Source organism: Falsirhodobacter sp. alg1, from assembly GCF_000739715.2.
In the GTDB taxonomy this organism is placed as follows: Bacteria; Pseudomonadota; Alphaproteobacteria; order Rhodobacterales; family Rhodobacteraceae; genus Falsirhodobacter.
In genome coordinates, this window is the sequence record NZ_BBJC02000001.1 from 320,329 (window position 1) to 336,805 (window position 16,477).

Genomic DNA, 16,477 nt, shown 5'->3' on the forward strand with positions numbered 1-16,477 from the left:
CATAAGATAGCGGTGATGACGATGAGGAGCCAGATGGCCACCCCACCACCCCCCCGAAGCGCAAGGCGCTTTCGCGGATTCGAGCCTGCCTCGGGCCTGCTGCGCGAAAGCATTCGCGCCGTAGGGGAAAAGCGTGGTTTTGCCGTAACCCGCCTGCTGACGCATTGGGCCGAGATTGTCGGCCCCGATCTGGCGCGCATCACGCGTCCGGTCAAGGTCAGCTATCCACGTGACGGGTTCGGGGCCACATTGACCCTGCTTGTCCGTTCGGCCGAGGCGCCGATGGCCGAGATGCAGAAACCGCGGCTGATCGAAAAGGTGAATGCCTGCTACGGCTATGCGGCCATTTCCCGCATCGTTCTGACACAGACCGCCCCCACGGGTTTTGCCGACGGGTACGCCGAATTCACCTCTGTTCCCAAACCGGCCCCTCCACCCGATCCGGTCATCGAGGCACGTGCCGCCGATACGGCCTCCGGCGTGGCCGATGACGGGCTCCGGTCGGCGCTGGAATCGCTGACACGCAATTATCTGACGCGCATGGCGCATTCGAAGAAAGGTAGATCGACATGAAAACCGGTATCGTAAAACTGGCCCTGATCGCAGCGCTTGCAGGATCGGGAATGCCCGCACTGGCACAGGATGCCCCCGCCCCGGCGGCCGAGGCCGAAGCCATTACCATCCCCGATATGGTGCTGGGCCAGCCCGATGCGCCGGTCACGGTCATGGAGTATGCCTCCTACACCTGCCCGCATTGCGCCGATTTCCATGAAAACGCCTTCGGGCAGCTCAAATCGGAATATATCGATACGGGCAAGGTGAAGTTCGTATTCCGTGAGGTGTATTTCGATCGTTACGGTCTTTGGGCGTCGATGATGGCACGTTGCGGTGGTGAGCTGCGGTATTTCGGCATTTCGGATGCCCTGTTCGATCAGCAGCGTGAATGGGCCGGATCGAATGATCCTGCGGTCGTGGTGCAGAACCTGAAGCGGATCGGCAAGACCGCCGGCATGGATGATGCCACGATGGACCAATGCATGGCGGATGGCCCGATGGCTCAGGCCCTCGTTTCCAATTACGAGGCGAACGCCAAGGCGGACGATGTTCAGGGAACGCCGACAATCTTCATCAACGGCGAAAAACATTCGAACATGAGCTACGAAGACCTGAAAGCCCTGATCGACGCAGAGCTGTAATCTAAAGGCCCAGACGGTCCAGTGCCGCATCCAGCGGTGCCGGATCGTCCAGCCTCAGGCGGACGGGCAGGGTCAGAACCTCTGCCCGGAACGCGGCCGGCAGACGCACGGCATCTTTCTCGGTTGTGACCAGCATGGCGTTCTGCGCTGCGGCCTCGGCCCGCAGACGTTGCATCAGTGCTGGTGTAAGCGGCTGGTGATCCCGCAGGGCGTGCGTACCGACAACAGTTGCCCCGAGGGACCGGAGGGTAGCAAAGAATTTTTCGGGATGGCCGATACCTGCAAAGGCGATGGCACGGGTTGCCCGCCAATCCATTCCCGTTTCCAGCGGCTCCAGATATCCCGTCATGTGCGGCAGGGGCCAATCCGTGCCGAAACCGCGCTGCGCGGCTTCATCGCCGATCGACAGCAGCAGGTCGGCGCGTGCCAACCCGGCGGCGACAGGCTCTCGCAATGGCCCTGCCGGCAGGCATAGCCCGTTGCCAAAGCCCTTGGCCGCATCGACCACGATGAGAGACAGCGATTTACGGACGGAGGGGTTCTGGAACCCGTCATCCAGCAGAACGATTTGCGCCCCTGCGGCAACTGCGGCGCGCACGCCTTCGGCCCTGTCCCGCGCTACCCAGACCGGGGCAAAGGCCGCCAGAAGCAGCGGTTCATCCCCCACATGCATTGCCGTATGCACAGCCGCATCCACGCGCACGGGGCCGGCCAGTTCGCCGCCATACCCGCGTGACACGACATGCGCCGACCGGTTTCGCACAGCCAGCCGTTCAAGCAGCGCAATGACGGTCGGTGTCTTACCGGTGCCGCCGGCATTCAGATTGCCGATGCAGATCACGGGGACGGGGGCCGTCCAGCCGGATTGCGCAACGCGGCGTGCGGTCGCGCGGGCATAGATCGCCCCCAGCGGGCGCAGGATCCGCGCCCGCGGATCATCGCGTTTGAACCAGAAATCGGGTGTGCGCATCAGCGATCTTCCAGCATGCGATCTATCAGGGCAAGAACGCGGTCCGTCACCTCTCCGCCGTCCGAGGCGACCTCCCATGCCGCGCCAGCCAGTTCGGCCACCCGCTCGGGGGACATGAGGTCCGCCAGCGCATCCGCAAGGGCGCGAGGGTGGGCCACGGGCAACGAGGCCCGCCGTCCGGCCAGCCGCGCGAAAGTGCCGGCATGTTCCCCGGCGCTGGTGCCATGGATCAGCGCGGAGCCAAGGGCTGCCCCCTCCAGTGGATCGCGCAGGGCGCCGGTGGTCAGGCTGCCCCCCAGAAAACAGATGGGGGCAAGCCTGTACCAAAGGCCAAGCTCTTCGGCATTATCGGCAATATAGACCTCGGTCTCAGGCAGGATCTCATCCTCGGCGGCGCGTTGCGCTACCGACAGGCCTGCCGCCTCCATCCGTTCGGCCAGAATGGTTGCCCGCTCTGGCACGGCAGGCACAACGATCAGCAGCAGGCGGTGCGACAGCGTGAGCGCGGCACGATGGGCCAGGATAACGGCGTCTTCCTCGATCTGCGGCAGGCTGGCCGCCAGCCAGATGGGGCGGGTGGCAAGGGTGGCGGCCAGCTCCAGCCGTTCGGCCTCGGTGCAGGACAGCGTTCCGTGCGGTTCTTCCATCCGGCCCGCAACCTTTACGGTATCGGCATCGGCACCGGCACGGCGAAAGCTGCGTGCGGCCGATTCGTCGAGCGTCAGAATATGGGCAAAGCGATCAAGGGTGCTGTGCAAGATTCCCGGGACCCAGCGAACGCCCGGGGGCAGTGTGGGGGCATGGGCATCCGCCATCATCAGGGGAATGCCGCGCAGATTCGCCTCGGCCAGAAGGGCAGGGCGCACCTCCCCCCCCAGAAAGACACAGGCATCGGGCCGGAGGTGGTCCAGAAAGACCTTCACATCCGCCATGCTGTCATGGGGCGCGGTCTCCGTGTCGGTGATTATGCTGGCGACATCCAGATCCTCGGTCAGGCGGCGGGCAAGTTCGGCGCCTGTACGCGCGCAATCCTCACCCGGCGCATGAATCCAGACCAACCGCCCCTTCGGGCGGTCGGGCAAGGCCGTGCGCGCAGCCTCGCGCCGATTGGCAAGAGCGTAAAGCGTAAGGCCGAACAAATGGGCCATGCTTTCCTTTTTGAATTAGATTCCAAGCTCTTCCGTAGCGGAAGCGGCCTGCGCCTCATCACGGAGACGATGGATATGGGCGATGTAGTACCGCGTATGCGCGTCATCTACGGTGCGCTGCGCAGCCCCTTTCCACGCTTTGAAAGCGCTGTCGTAATCGGGGAACATGCCAACAATATCAATATTGCTCGTATCTCGGAACACGTTTTTGGACGGGCTGATAAGCTCGCCGCCGAAAACGAGATGCAGTCGCTGGGCCATGATGCCTCCTTGGATGCTGGCGATCGTGGATTGGTCATATCGTGGTGGCTTGGGCGCTTCAAGTTTCGTCTGATGCATAACAAGGGCTATACATCCCCTGCGACAACGTCTAGAAGCCCCCCTTCGGCCCGGTAGGCCCTAGCGGTGAAATTGGGTCATCGCCTAAAGGGGCAACGGATAGCCGGTTGACCGGCGGCATTGCCGCCCCCCTTTGGGAAAAGATCATGACGGATATGACACGTATCGCCGCGCCATTGGCAGCGGCGCTCGAAGCCAAGGGCTATGCCAGCCTGACCGCGGTTCAGGAGGCAGTTATCGCCCCGAACGTCGAAGGGCGCGATGCGCTTGTTTCGGCACAGACGGGTTCGGGCAAGACTGTGGCGTTCGGCCTCGCGCTTGCACCTGAAATCCTCAACGGTTCGGACCGCCTGCTGTTTGCGGATACCCCGCTGGCGCTGGCCATTGCCCCGACGCGGGAACTGGCCCTGCAGGTCGCACGGGAGCTGGAATGGCTTTATGCCGAAGCCGGTGCCGTGATCGCGACCTGTGTCGGTGGTATGGATTACCGCACGGAAAAGCGGGCTCTGGATCGTGGCGCACATATTGTCGTGGGTACGCCCGGCCGTCTGCGTGACCATATCGAACGCAAGTCGCTGGATCTGTCCGGTCTGCGTGCCGCCGTTCTGGACGAAGCCGACGAGATGCTGGATCTGGGCTTTCGCGATGATCTGGAATTCATCCTGTCCGCCGCCCCCGAAGACCGCCGCACGCTCATGTTCTCGGCGACCGTGCCGCCGGCGATCGCCGCGCTGGCCAAGGATTTCCAGAATGATGCCCTGCGCATCCAGGCTGGTGGCGAGTCCAAGCAGCACGTGGACATCGAATACCGCGCTATGAGCGTTGTTTCGCGTGACAAGGAACATGCGATTTTCAACACGCTGCGTTTCTACGAAGCGCGGACGGCGATCGTTTTCTGCAAAACGCGCGCCAACGTGAATCATCTGCTGGCCCGCATGTCGAACCGCGGCTTTCAGGCTGTCGCCCTTTCGGGTGAGCTGAGCCAGCAGGAGCGGACACATGCCCTGCAATCGCTGCGGGACGGCCGTTCCAAGGTGTGTATCGCGACCGATGTCGCGGCACGCGGGATCGACCTTCCGGGGCTGGATCTGGTGATCCACGCCGATCTGCCGTCCAACTCCGAAACCCTTCTGCACCGTTCGGGCCGTACAGGCCGCGCGGGTGCCAAGGGTGTATCTGCGCTGATCGTGCCACAGGCCGAATTCCGCAAGGCACAGCGCCTGCTGCAAGGTGCCAAGGTCGTGGCTGAATGGGCGGCGCCCCCTTCGGCAGAAGATGTGCAGGCCAAGGATGACGAACGTATCGTGACCCATCCGACCCTGACCGCTGACGTGGGTGAGGAAGCGGATCTGGCCGGTCGTCTGATCGAGCAGTTCGGCGCACCCAGCGTTGCTGCCGCCTTTATCCGCCTGTGGCGTGAAGGCCGTTCGGCCCCCGAGGTGCTGACGGATGTTTCTGCGCCTGCAAGCGGTGCCGCAGCCCCCCGCGCCCGTGGCGAGTTTGGCGATTCCGTATGGTTCAAGCTGACGGTCGGCCACACGGGTCGGGCCGAAGCGCGCTGGTTGCTGCCCAAATTGTGTGAAGCCGGTGGCATCACCAAGAACGAGATCGGCGCGATCCGCATCCAGCAGGATCAGAGCTATGTGCAGATCGCCTCGGGTTCGGCCGGCAAGTTCGGCGACCGGATGACGGTAGAAGCCGGTATCGACATGGAGCGTATGGCTGGTGAGCCTGTTCTGGACCGCCCGGAGCGTGGCGCCCGTCCGCCCCGTCCGCCGCGTGAAGATCGCCCCGCCCGCGCCCCGCGGGAGGACCGTGGTTTCCGCGATGATCGTCCGGCCCGTGCCCCGCGCGAAGCGCGCGAGGATCGTCCTGTGCGTCCGGCCCGTGAAAAGGCACCCTACCAGCCCAAGCCTTCGCGTTTCGTCGAGGATGATGCCCCGCGTCCGGCCCGTACGGAAAAGCCGCAGAGCAACTGGTCGCCCGAAGATGGCCGTGATGTATTGCCGCGCGACAGCGTGAAGCCGAAGGACAAGAAGCCGCGGTGGAATGCCGATGAGCGCGCGTCCAAGGGCGAAGGTGATCGTCCGCGTTCGGCCGGTTTCAAAAGCTTCGGCGGCAAGCCTGACGGCAAACCCCGCGCAGCCGGTTCGAAGTCGCACGGCGGCAAGCCCGACTTCGGCCCCCGTGCCGGCGGATACAAGGGTGCGGACGGCAAACCTGCCCGTTCGGGTGGCTTCAAATCGCATGGTGGCGCCGAAGCGCGCCCCTCGCGTGCCGGTGCCAAACCCGCCCCGCGCAACGCAAGTGATACATCCAAACGCTTCACGCCCCCGAAAAAAGGCTGAGTGTTGAAAAGGGGGGCCTTTGCGGCCCCCTTTTTTATATCAGGCCGACGGCGCGGCGGATGTTTTCGTCCCGCAGCGAAACCTCGTCCCCCAGCCAGTCGTCTGCCGCATCTCCGCACATCCACAGCAGCAATCTGGCGGGCCATTCCGGCGGCACATGGTCGGCAAAATCAAGCTGGCTGACGGGGTTGATCCCGCTTGCCTTGATCTGGCGCTGCATGTCGGTGGCCACGGTACCCGGTGACATGCTGAGAATGCGAAGCCCGTTTGCCGCCTCTTCCAGATGGGCGGCACGGGTCAGCATCAGGGCCCCGGCCTTTGATGTGCAATAGGCCCCCCATCCTTCCAGCGGGCGATATGCCGCGCCGGAGCCGACGGTGATGATTGTCCCCCCGCCCTGGGCGCGCATGGGGGGAATTGCAGCGCGGAGGCCGTAGAACACACCTTTGATATTCACATCCATCGCGCGCGAGAATGCGTCGGGGTCAGCCTCGGCCAGCGGGGCGATGGGATCAATGATTCCTGCATTGTTGATCAGCACATCCAGCCGCCCGTGGCGTGACGTGATGCCGGCAACGGCCTGCGCCACCGAGGCGGCATCGGCCACATCGCAATGGACTGCCTCGGCCCCATCCGGACCGGCAGCTTCCATTGCGTCCACATCACGCCCCAGCATCATGACCCTTGCGCCAGCCTCCGAGAACACTCTGGCCGTGGCCAGTCCGATCCCGCGCCCCGCCCCTGTGATAGCTACGATCTTTCCCAACATTCCGCCGACCCTTCGATGATAACCCGTGCTGCCCCTTGACCCTTCGGGGCTGGTAGCCGACCTTAGACCAAATACCGCCGAGGGAAAGAATACCGCATGAAATCGAGCCATTTGTTTACGGCAAGCCTTATCGGCCTCGGACTTAGCTCTGGCGGGGTTCTGGCGGGTGTGACCCCTGAACAGGTCTGGCAGGACTGGTCTGCCGGGGCGGAAGGGACGGGTGCGGTCATCACCGCCGAAAGCACATCAACCGAGGGCGGTGCCTTTGTTGCCCGCGGCGTGAAGATGGTTCTGCCCGACAGCGATGTCGCGATCGAGGCGACCATTGCGGGCATCACGTTCCGGGATCGGGGGGATGGGTCGGTTGCCGTCGTGCCGATGCTGGAGACGCCGGTCGCAATCAGGGCCACCCCGTCTTCGGTTGCGTATGATCCCGATCCCTCCACCTTCGAGGCAAACCTGATATTGCGCGAAAATGCTTTGTCGATTGTTGCCAGCGGTGATCCGGGGGCGGTGAAGTACGATTATACCGCGGATATGCTGGGCTTTCTGATGACGGACATGACAGGGGATGATGAACCGCTTCCCCTGCGGGCCGAGGTGAATCTGGCCGACCTGCGCGGGGATTTCCAGAATACGGGTGAAATGGCGTCGCATATGACGGCGGATGCGGTCGACGCGCAATTCGCCAGCAGCGGCGACACCGTTTCCTTCATCGGCAACCATCATCTGAACAATCTGGTGATGGAGGGGAAGGGTTCCACCCTTGCGGCGATAACCGGTGGTCTTGGCATGACCGATCGCGTCAATGCAGGATTCGAGAGCTGGAACAACATCGCCTATTCCGACTCCACCTTCGATTTTGCCTTCAGCGACCGGAGTGTCATCGTGAAGGGCAAGGGCACAACCGGCCCCGGTTCCACGCGCACCTCGGTGTCGGCCGAGGGCAGCCGGTCTGCAGGGGATCTGGCGGAAATTGCCCTGAACGTGGATGGAAACAGGCTGCCGGTTGTTGTGGATGCGGCAATCGATAATCTGGATTGGGATGTCGATACCTCTCCCCTTGCGGCAGATGGGGCGCAGACAGTTGCCGCCAAAATTGGACTGGCAGGGCTGACGGTTTCCGACCCTCTATGGGATATGTTCGATCCGCAGCGGGCCTTTCCCCGGGACCCGGCCGATCTGCGCCTTGATCTTCAGGGAAAGATTGCCGGGCCTGCAGGGGATGATGGCGAAAAAAATCTGGAGCAGTTGACGATCAACGATTTCCAGCTGCGCCTTGCGGGGGCCGAGCTGGGGGCAACGGGCGAATTCACCCTGCCACCCTATAGCATGGACAGCTTTCCCATCGCTCCACCCGAGCCGGACGGCACATTGAACCTAAAACTGCGCGGGGGGAACAGTGTGATCGATTCCGCCATTGCGGCCGGATTGCTGCCACAAGAGCAGGCGCTTGGCGCACGGATGATTCTGGGGATGTTCGGCCGCCCCGTGCGGGGGGAAGAGGATACGGTGACATCGACCGTCGAAATGAAAGATGGTGGTATTTCCGTCAACGGGCAACGCTTGCGATAGGTTGCGGCGGGATCGGTAGGGCATTACGTCCGATATCTGACAGGAGACGCTGATGACCAACCGACTCGAGATGCTGACGACCCGCCTACTGGATGCCGCCCGCAAGGCGGGCGCCTCCGAGGCGGATGCCATTGCCTTGGACCAGAATGCGGTCAGCGTCGATATCCGCAACGGCGCGCTGGAGCAGGCCGAGCGGGCCGAGTCGATCGAGGTCGGCCTGCGGGTGCTGATCGGGCGGCGTCAGGCCTGTGTCTCGCTCTCTGATCTGTCGGATCACAGCTTTGCCATGGCGGCGGAACGCGCCGTTGCCATGGCGCGCGAAGCGCCGGAGGACCCGACTGCAGGCCTGGCCGATCCAGCCGATCTGGCCCGCAGCTGGGATCTGGAGGCGCTGCAGCTGGCAGACCCAGCGGATGAGCCGCCTGCGGCCCTGCTGGAGGAGGATGCCCGCCGGGTTGAGGCTGCCGCAATGGCGCGAAGCGGGATCACACAGGTAGAGGCCAGCGCCTCTTATAGCCGCCGCGCTGCCTATCTGGCGGCAACAAACGGATTCTCTGGCGGGTACGGGCGAACGGGGCGTTCGATTTCGGCCGTTGCCTTTACCAAGGACGGCCCCGCGATGGAGCGGGACTGGGCTGCTGAATCCCGTATCTTCCAGTCGGATCTGCCGGGCGCGGAGGGTGTAGGGGCGCTGGCCGCCGAACGTGCTCTGCAGCGGGCGGGTGCGCGCAGGCCGAAGACCGGTGCCTATCCGGTGCTGTTCGACGAGCGGATCGCATCAAGCCTGATCGGACATCTTCTGTCGGCGGCGAACGGCGCAAATGTTGCGCGGGGCGGGGGCTGGCTGCGGGACCGTCTGGGCCAGCAGGTTCTGCCACCTGGTATGTCCATCATCGAGGACCCGCTGCGCCCCCGTGCCAGTGCTTCGCGCCCCTTTGACGGTGAGGGGCTTCCCTCTCGCCGCAGGTTGATTGTCGAGGATGGTGTACTGACCGGATGGACGCTTGATCTGGCCACCGCGCGCAAGTTGGGCATGACCAGCACCGCATCGGCATCGCGGGGCACCATGTCTCCGCCATCCCCCTCATTGTCGAATATCGACCTGACGCAGGGCACCGCCAGCCGGAACGATCTGATTTCGGGAATGGGAACCGGACTTCTGGTGACTTCGCTGATCGGATCCTCGATCAACGGTACAACGGGCGATTATTCGCGCGGTGCATCGGGGTTCTGGGTGGAAAACGGTGAAATTGCCTATGCGGTGAACGAGCTGACGATCGCAGGCAATCTGCGTGACATGCTGATGCGCATGACCGCTGCCAATGACGCACGGGCGCATCTGTCCACGCGGGTACCCAGCCTGCTGGTTGAGGGTCTGACCCTTGCCGGAGCGTGATCTTCTCATCTCTGCCGCGCGTGAGGCGGGGCCGATTGCGCTGCAGTTCTGGCGGCGCGATCCCCGTATCTGGGAAAAGCCGGATGATCTTGGCCCGGTGACCGAGGCAGATCTGGCTGTGAACGAAGCGTTGGAGCATCATCTGCGCGGCGCACGGTCCGATTACGGTTGGTTGTCCGAGGAAAGCGTCGATGACGCCAGTCGGCTTCAGGCGGATCGGGTGTTCATTGTCGATCCGATTGATGGCACGCGTTCCTTCATCAAAGGTGAGGATACTTTCGCCATCTCTCTGGCGATTGCCGATATGGGCGTGGTTGTGGCGGCTGCCGTCTATCTGCCTGCCTTGGGGCGCATGTATTCTGCCGATATTACCGGGGCGTGGCGCGATGATGTTCCGATCCGTGCCAGCACCTGCAGCGGTATCAAGGGGGCTTCGCTGCTGACCACGCGGCCCAACCTGCAGCCGGAATTCTGGCCGGGGGGCGTGCCCGATCTGCGGCGCAGTTTCCGTTCATCCATCGCGTTCCGCATGTGCCTCGTGGCCGAAGGTCGGCACGACGGAATGCTGTCCCTGCGCGACAGTTTCGAATGGGACATTGCTGCCGGGGATCTGATCGCACGTCAGGCGGGGGCCGTGGTCAGCGACCGGCTGGGCAAACCGCTGGATTTCAATCGTCCGCGGCCGTTGGCTTCGGGTGTTCTGGCGGCTGCGCCCGGCCTGCACGCGGCGCTGCTTGACCGGTTGCGGTCCGATGTATGATGCGCTGGTGGTGGGGGGCGGTCCTGCCGGCCTGATGGCGGCAGAGGAGATGTCGCGTGCAGGCGCGCGGGTGCTGGTGGCGGATCAGAAACCTTCGGTGGCGCGCAAATTCTTGATGGCGGGTAAATCCGGTCTGAACCTTACCAAGGACGAGCCTGCCGATACCTTCTGTGCGCACTTTCCCGATTGGCTGCACCCCATGATTGCGGATTTCGGGCCGGCTGCGGTGATGGATTGGGCCCGCGGTCTGGGGCAGGAAGTGTTCACCGGATCCTCGGGGCGGGTATTTCCCGTGGCAATGAAAGGGTCCCCCCTGTTGCGGGCCTGGCTGGCCCGACTGGCAGCGCAGGGTGTGGAGTTCCGGACCCGCTGGCAATGGCTGGGCGATGGGCAGTTCGATACACCGGATGGCCCGCAGCGGATTGATACCCCGCGCGTGATCCTTGCGATGGGGGGCGCAAGCTGGTCCCGCCTGGGCAGTGACGGTGCGTGGGCAGAGAGGATGCCGGACCTTGTGGCGCCGTTCCGACCTGCGAACATGGGGTTCGATGTGGCATGGTCTGCCCATATGGCTCGGCATTTCGGACAACCGATCAAGGGGGCGCTGCTGTGTGCGGGCGATCAGCGCTTGCGCGCCGAATTCGTGCTGACGGCCAATGGGGTCGAAGGCGGAGGGATATATGCCCTGTCCCGCCCGCTGCGGGAAGGGGCGGCCCTTGTTCTGGATCTTTTGCCCGATCAAAGCGCCGAAGGTATCGCAGCGCGTTTGATGCGAAAGGACAGCGTTGGAAACCGGCTGCGAAAGCTGGGCTTGTCTGCGGCGGCCATTGCCCTGATACAGGAAATGGGGCGCCCCCTGCCGGAGGGGATGGCGCTTGCGCAGTTGCTGAAAGCATTGCCCCTGATCTTGGGCGGACCGCGCCCCATGGATGAGGCTATTTCCGTAGCCGGAGGATTGCGCGCGGATGTACTGACGGCGGATCTGGAAATGCGGAACAACCCCGGCATCTTTGCCTGTGGCGAGATGCTGGATTGGGAGGCCCCTACCGGTGGTTATCTGCTGACCGGTTGTCTGGCGACCGGCCGATGGGCCGGTCGCGCGGCCCTCAAAGGCCGGGAATAAGGTTCAGCACACCGCGACGGCCGAAGGTGGTATCGCCCTGACGGCCGAATGTAAATTCGGCGTTCAGCCCGATATAGGTTTCACGGCCCGAAAGCGTGTCGGTATCCCCGTCGAAGCTGCCGATCTCCCCTCCCAGTTTCAGGTTGGGCAGCACGGCATAATCTGCCTGCAACGCCACGCGCGACAGATCCTGATGTTCCAGATCCGCACGGTCATAGGCCAGCCCCACGCCGAAATCCGGTGTCAGGGCATATCGCCCGGAAAGGCCCCCGATCATGCCGTCCAGATCGGAGCGATCTGCGCGGCCAAGGTACAGCTCGGCCGAAATCGGAGTGCTGTGCTGCGCAACCTCGAAGCCATAGAACCGTTGCGTGTCCCCGACACCGCTCTCGGCACCATAGAATACGCCCATCGCGACATTGGGGTTGGTGTGATAGATGCCATGGACCGTCAGGTCGTGCATCGTTTCGCCGATGTCGAAGAACTTGGTCACACCCACATCGCCCTGCACCCCGAACTGCGGCGTCAGGCCGAATTCGAATTGGCCCGCAACGCCGGCCTTGGAAAGGTCGCCGTCATCGGAAAGGGCGGAATACCCGAGGGTTACGGTTCCACCGGTAAAATCGAGGGCAAGTGCGGGGGTTGCTGCGATCATCAGCGCAAGAACGCCGGCTGCTGACTTCATCATTGGACTGCTCCGTTTTTTATTATGATCTGCCTTAGCCCAACGGATTGATCCGCGCTAGCGCCGCATCATGGCTAGGCGGATCAGCGCGCGCTCCATGACGGCCATCAGGGGCGCCCGGCTGGCCGATCTGAGGGTCAGATCCGTATCGATCAACAGTGTCAGAGCCTGCTCCAGCCTGTGCGTTCCCCATTCGGAGGCCTGCCGGAGCATCCGGTCTCGCCGCGGCCCGAAAACGGGCGGGCGCATGCGTGCGATGCCTTCGGATGCGCCGCTCGGATGCGCCGCAGCACCGTGCAGGGTCCGAAAATGGCGCAGTGTTGCAATGCACAGGCCAACGGGCTGCGTACCTTGCCCTTCCAGCCGTTTCAGCAGCGGTGCAATATCCGCAGTGCGGTGTTCTGCCACGGCATGCAGCAGGTCATCCACCTCCGCCTCGATCGAAGCGGGGGCCATTGTGGCCACCTCCTCAGGGGTCAGGGGGGAAGGATCCCCATGTTTATAAAGGCCGATTTTTTCGACCGTCTGCCGGAAATCACCAGGGTCCAGCGCGCGGGCGAGGGCAGAGAGATCGGTCATGGCAGCCGGGGATATCGCCGTCAGCCCTGCATTGCGCAGGCTCGCCTCGATCTCCTCACGCGTGGGCGGGTCATCATAGATACCGATGCAGATGGCGTCAGGGCGCGGCTCGAATACCTTGCGCAGGGCGGACTTGGCGGTCAGCCCCCCGGCGGTCACGATCAATTGTGCGTCACCTGCCCGCCAATCCTTCAGCGCGGCCCCGATTACGGGGGCCAGCGCATCGGTCGCATCCTCCAGAAAGACCACGCGCTGGCCGGGAAAGAAGCTTTGTGCCCGAATCGCATCCACCAGCGCCGCGGGATCGCGCCGCAGATCGCCGGCCGGCAGGCGGGTCAGCCGCATCTCGGCCTCTCCCTCGGGGCCGACAAGGGCAAGGATCACTTCCTGCCGGCGCAGGGCCACGCGCATCGGGTCCGCCCCGAAGATCAGCAGGCCCGCATGTCTGGGGTCGGGGCGCGCGAAATAGCGCCCCGCTTCTGCCCCCTTGAGGATCATTGGTTCCAGATGGCCGATGTGGCCGTCAACCGTGTGACGATCTGATCGGCCAGACTGCGCATAAGACGGTAGGAGGCATCTTCCTCGGCCGTCAGTCCGGCCACGGTGGACCCCGTCGCCGAATAGCCGGTGAAGGTGGTTGCCCGCCCGCCCGTCAGGCGTTTGCCGGTCGCCAGATCGACCAGCCCCCATTCGATCGTACCCGTCACGTTGTACCGGGTGGTGGTGTTGTCCACCTGCTCGCCAAATCCGACAGTGTCGCTTTCGATTTGATAGGTCAGCTCGTATTTTTCAACGACGGGCTTGCCCAGCCGTTCTTCCATACGCTCGACGAAATCGAAGCCGTTCTTGTCGGTCGGATCGTCCATCCGGATCGTGCTCTGCAATTCCACCGCCGCCCCGCCGGGGGCATAGGCGGGGGTGAAGCCGCAGCCGCCCAAGGCCAGCAGCAGCACGAAACTGCGGCGATCAGGCGACCACATTGACGATCCGCCCCGGCACCACGATCAACTTCTTCGGTGCGGCACCATCAAGGAAACGCAGGACAGTTTCATCTGCCAGAACCATTCGCTCAATCTCCTCTTTGGGCATATCGGCCGGAACGGTCAGCTCGGCACGCCGCTTGCCATTGATCTGGATCGGCAGGGTAACCGTATCTTCCACCAGAAGCGCCGGATCCGCCTTGGGCCATGCGGCGGTTGCGACAAGGCCCTCATGCCCGAGCATGGACCACACCTCTTCGGCCAAGTGCGGTACGAAGGGGGATAGAAGCTGCGCCATCACCGACATTGCATCACGCTTTGCACCGGCCCCCGCCTTGGACTTGGCGATCGCATTGGCAAATTCGTACAGTTTCGCCACCGACTTGTTGAAGGCGAAGCCCTCGATCCCCTGGGTCACATCGATGATCGCCCGGGCGCTGGCGCGGGCCAGCGTGCCATCGTCATCATTTGCCGGGGTCGTCTCGCGCGAGATCTCGTCCGCAATACGCCAGATCCGGGTCAGGAACTTGCCCGATGCCTCGGCGCCCGAGGCTGTCCATTCCACATCCCGTTCGGGCGGGCTGTCGGACATGACGAACCAGCGGGCAGTATCGGCGCCGAACCCGGCAATGATGCTCATCGGATCGACGACGTTCTTCTTCGATTTCGACATTTTCGCCGAAGGAATGACTTCCACCGGCACACCCTCGCGGGTGCGGCCGTCGATCACATCCTCGGGCAGATGGTATACGGGGCGGTTCTGCGCGTCCCGCGTCATGTAGATTTCATGCGTGACCATGCCTTGTGTGAACAGGGCATTGAACGGTTCCTGTGCCGATGCTGGCAGATGGCCTGTCTTGTGCATCGCACGGCAGAAAAAGCGCGAATACAGAAGGTGCAGGATCGCATGTTCGACACCGCCGATGTACTGGTCCACATTCATCCAGTAGGCGGTATCATCGCCGGTCGGGGTGACCGACCGGGGCGCGGTGAAGCGGGCGAAGTACCACGAACTGTCAACGAAGGTATCCATCGTATCCGTTTCGCGCTTGGCAGGTGCGGCACAGGAGGGGCAGGGCACATCGCGCCATGTGGGATGGCGATCCAGCGGGTTTCCGGGCTGGTCGAACGTCACATCATCCGGCAGGCGGACTGGAAGGTTCTCCTTGCGCTCGGGCACGGTTCCGCAGGCGTCGCAATGCACCACCGGAATCGGGCATCCCCAATAACGCTGACGCGACAGGCCCCAATCCCGCAGGCGATAGTTTGTCACGCCACGGCCAACGCCATTGGCTTCGCAGAACGCAATGGCTGCGGCCACTGCCGCATCACCTGTCTGAATCTCGTCGCCGGCAAACCCGCGGATATAGCGCACCGTTTCGGTTTTCGGCGGAACATAGGCGCCGGGCGGAATACCTTCATCGACCGGCTGAAAGACCGGGTCGATGGGCAGGCCGTACTTCTGCGCGAATTCGAAATCGCGGGCATCATGTGCCGGGCAGCCGAAAATCGCACCCGTACCGTAATCCATCAGGATGAAGTTCGCAATATAGACCGGAAGCTCCCACGAGGTATCGAACGGATGGCGGACGCGGATGCCCGTATCCATGCCGCGTTTTTCTGCGGTTTCCAGTGCCTCGGCCGTCGTGCCGATCTTGCGGCACTCGGCCACGAAATCGGCAATCTTCGGATCGTGACGTTCCAGATATTTTGCCAGCGGGTGGTCGGCGCTGATTGCGGCAAAGCTTGCGCCCATCAGCGTATCGGGACGGGTCGTATAGACTTCCAGCCGGTCATAACCTTCAGGGGCATCGACGGTGGAAAAGGCGAATTGCAGCCCGCGCGACTGGCCGATCCAGTTGGCCTGCATCAGGCGGACCTTTTCGGGCCAGTCTTTCAGCCCGTCCAGACCTGCCAGCAGATCATCCGCAAAGTCCGAGATGCGGAAGAACCACTGTGTCAGTTCGCGGCGTTCCACATCCGCGCCCGAACGCCAGCCCTTGCCATCGATGACCTGCTCGTTCGCCAGCACTGTCATATCGACCGGGTCCCAGTTGACCTGTGCCGATTTGCGGTAGACCAGCCCTGCATCCATCATATCGAGGAACATGGCTTGTTGCTGGCCGTAGTATTCCGGGTCACAGGTCGCGAATTCGCGGCTCCAGTCGATGGACAGACCCAGCGGCTTCATCTGGTCCTTCATCACGGCGATGTTGGCATAGGTCCAGTCCTTGGGGTGGCCGCCCTGTTCCATAGCCGCGTTTTCCGCAGGCATGCCGAATGCATCCCAACCCATCGGATGCAGTACCGAAAACCCGCAAGAGGATTTGTAGCGCGCCACCACATCGCCCATCGTGTAGTTGCGGACGTGGCCCATGTGGATGCGTCCCGAGGGGTAGGGGAACATTTCCAGCACGTAGTACTTCGGTTTGCTGTCATCGCGGGTGGCTGTGAAGACACCTGCCTCATCCCATGCGGTTTGCCATTTGGGTTCGGAGATGGCGGGATTGTAAGACATGGGAAAAAGGCCTCGTTTCAACTGTTGGCTCAGGTTTACACTTTGCCCCCCTGTCCGTCCAGCGACCCTTCGCAGACGCACAGAATGCCCG

At 63.1% G+C, this 16,477-nt stretch carries 15 protein-coding genes; 7 read left to right on the forward strand and 8 right to left on the reverse strand.

Annotated features, from left to right (window positions below; all coding sequences use genetic code 11):
* Window positions 1–33 precede the first annotated feature (33 nt).
* Both TR36_RS01490 and TR36_RS01495 read left to right on the forward strand, forming a co-directional pair.
* Window positions 34–573: a DUF721 domain-containing protein gene (locus TR36_RS01490; RefSeq protein WP_082714808.1), complete on the forward strand. Its 540-nt coding sequence runs from the start codon at window positions 34–36 to the stop codon at window positions 571–573.
* Window positions 570–1,196 (forward strand): DsbA family protein, encoded by a 627-nt coding sequence (locus TR36_RS01495; protein WP_045388160.1) that lies wholly within the window; start codon window positions 570–572, stop codon window positions 1,194–1,196. The genes TR36_RS01490 and TR36_RS01495 overlap by 4 nt, the downstream gene beginning before the upstream one ends.
* Before the next feature lies 1 nt (window position 1,197).
* Here TR36_RS01495 and lpxK read toward each other — a convergent pair whose 3' ends face one another.
* The 3 genes from lpxK to TR36_RS14830 are packed head-to-tail and all read right to left on the reverse strand — an operon-like array spanning window position 1,198 to window position 3,575.
* Window positions 1,198–2,166 carry a tetraacyldisaccharide 4'-kinase gene (lpxK, locus tag TR36_RS01500; RefSeq protein WP_045388158.1) on the reverse strand — a complete coding sequence of 323 codons (969 nt, stop codon included), beginning with the start codon at window positions 2,164–2,166 and terminating at the stop codon, window positions 1,198–1,200.
* On the reverse strand, window positions 2,166–3,314 hold the full coding sequence (locus tag TR36_RS01505; protein ID WP_062762202.1) for a 3-deoxy-D-manno-octulosonic acid transferase: 1,149 nt from the start codon (window positions 3,312–3,314) through the stop codon (window positions 2,166–2,168). Before TR36_RS01505 ends, lpxK begins: the two co-directional genes overlap by 1 nt.
* Window positions 3,315–3,329: 15 nt before the next feature.
* Window positions 3,330–3,575, reverse strand: coding sequence for a DUF4170 domain-containing protein (locus tag TR36_RS14830; RefSeq protein ID WP_045388155.1), 246 nt, complete (start codon window positions 3,573–3,575; stop codon window positions 3,330–3,332).
* Between the two features lie 233 nt (window positions 3,576–3,808).
* Between TR36_RS14830 and TR36_RS01515 the strand changes: the two genes are divergently transcribed.
* The gene (locus TR36_RS01515) at window positions 3,809–6,001 is read left to right on the forward strand and encodes a DEAD/DEAH box helicase (RefSeq protein WP_370553317.1); all 2,193 of its coding nucleotides are present in this window, start codon (window positions 3,809–3,811) and stop codon (window positions 5,999–6,001) included.
* A gap of 34 nt (window positions 6,002–6,035) precedes the next feature.
* Here TR36_RS01515 and TR36_RS01520 read toward each other — a convergent pair whose 3' ends face one another.
* Window positions 6,036–6,770 carry an SDR family oxidoreductase gene (locus tag TR36_RS01520; RefSeq protein WP_045388152.1) on the reverse strand — a complete coding sequence of 245 codons (735 nt, stop codon included), beginning with the start codon at window positions 6,768–6,770 and terminating at the stop codon, window positions 6,036–6,038.
* 96 nt (window positions 6,771–6,866) lie between these two features.
* On the opposite strand from TR36_RS01520, the gene TR36_RS01525 reads away from it, so the two are divergent.
* From TR36_RS01525 to TR36_RS01540, 4 genes are read left to right on the forward strand one after another with little or no spacing between them, the layout of a single operon-like run.
* Window positions 6,867–8,345, forward strand: a complete 1,479-nt coding sequence (locus TR36_RS01525) for a DUF2125 domain-containing protein (RefSeq protein WP_062762204.1) — start codon at window positions 6,867–6,869, stop codon at window positions 8,343–8,345.
* A 52-nt stretch (window positions 8,346–8,397) separates the two neighbouring features.
* Window positions 8,398–9,741, forward strand: coding sequence for a TldD/PmbA family protein (locus TR36_RS01530; protein WP_045388147.1), 1,344 nt, complete (start codon window positions 8,398–8,400; stop codon window positions 9,739–9,741).
* On the forward strand, window positions 9,728–10,501 hold the full coding sequence (locus tag TR36_RS01535; protein ID WP_045388144.1) for a 3'(2'),5'-bisphosphate nucleotidase CysQ: 774 nt from the start codon (window positions 9,728–9,730) through the stop codon (window positions 10,499–10,501). The genes TR36_RS01530 and TR36_RS01535 overlap by 14 nt, the downstream gene beginning before the upstream one ends.
* Window positions 10,494–11,624: a TIGR03862 family flavoprotein gene (locus TR36_RS01540; RefSeq protein WP_062762206.1), complete on the forward strand. Its 1,131-nt coding sequence runs from the start codon at window positions 10,494–10,496 to the stop codon at window positions 11,622–11,624. Before TR36_RS01535 ends, TR36_RS01540 begins: the two co-directional genes overlap by 8 nt.
* Here the strand turns inward: TR36_RS01540 and TR36_RS01545 are convergent.
* Genes TR36_RS01545 through leuS form a run of 4 tightly spaced genes read right to left on the reverse strand, consistent with a single transcriptional unit; the run spans window position 11,608 to window position 16,386 of the window.
* On the reverse strand, window positions 11,608–12,312 hold the full coding sequence (locus tag TR36_RS01545; protein WP_045388139.1) for a hypothetical protein: 705 nt from the start codon (window positions 12,310–12,312) through the stop codon (window positions 11,608–11,610). The genes TR36_RS01540 and TR36_RS01545 overlap by 17 nt on opposite strands.
* A gap of 54 nt (window positions 12,313–12,366) precedes the next feature.
* Window positions 12,367–13,386: a DNA polymerase III subunit delta gene (gene holA, locus TR36_RS01550; protein ID WP_045388137.1), complete on the reverse strand. Its 1,020-nt coding sequence runs from the start codon at window positions 13,384–13,386 to the stop codon at window positions 12,367–12,369.
* Window positions 13,383–13,868 carry an LPS assembly lipoprotein LptE gene (gene lptE / locus TR36_RS01555; RefSeq protein WP_045388134.1) on the reverse strand — a complete coding sequence of 162 codons (486 nt, stop codon included), beginning with the start codon at window positions 13,866–13,868 and terminating at the stop codon, window positions 13,383–13,385. The genes holA and lptE overlap by 4 nt, the downstream gene beginning before the upstream one ends.
* The gene (leuS, locus tag TR36_RS01560) at window positions 13,855–16,386 is read right to left on the reverse strand and encodes a leucine--tRNA ligase (protein WP_062762208.1); all 2,532 of its coding nucleotides are present in this window, start codon (window positions 16,384–16,386) and stop codon (window positions 13,855–13,857) included. Before leuS ends, lptE begins: the two co-directional genes overlap by 14 nt.
* Window positions 16,387–16,477 lie beyond the last annotated feature (91 nt).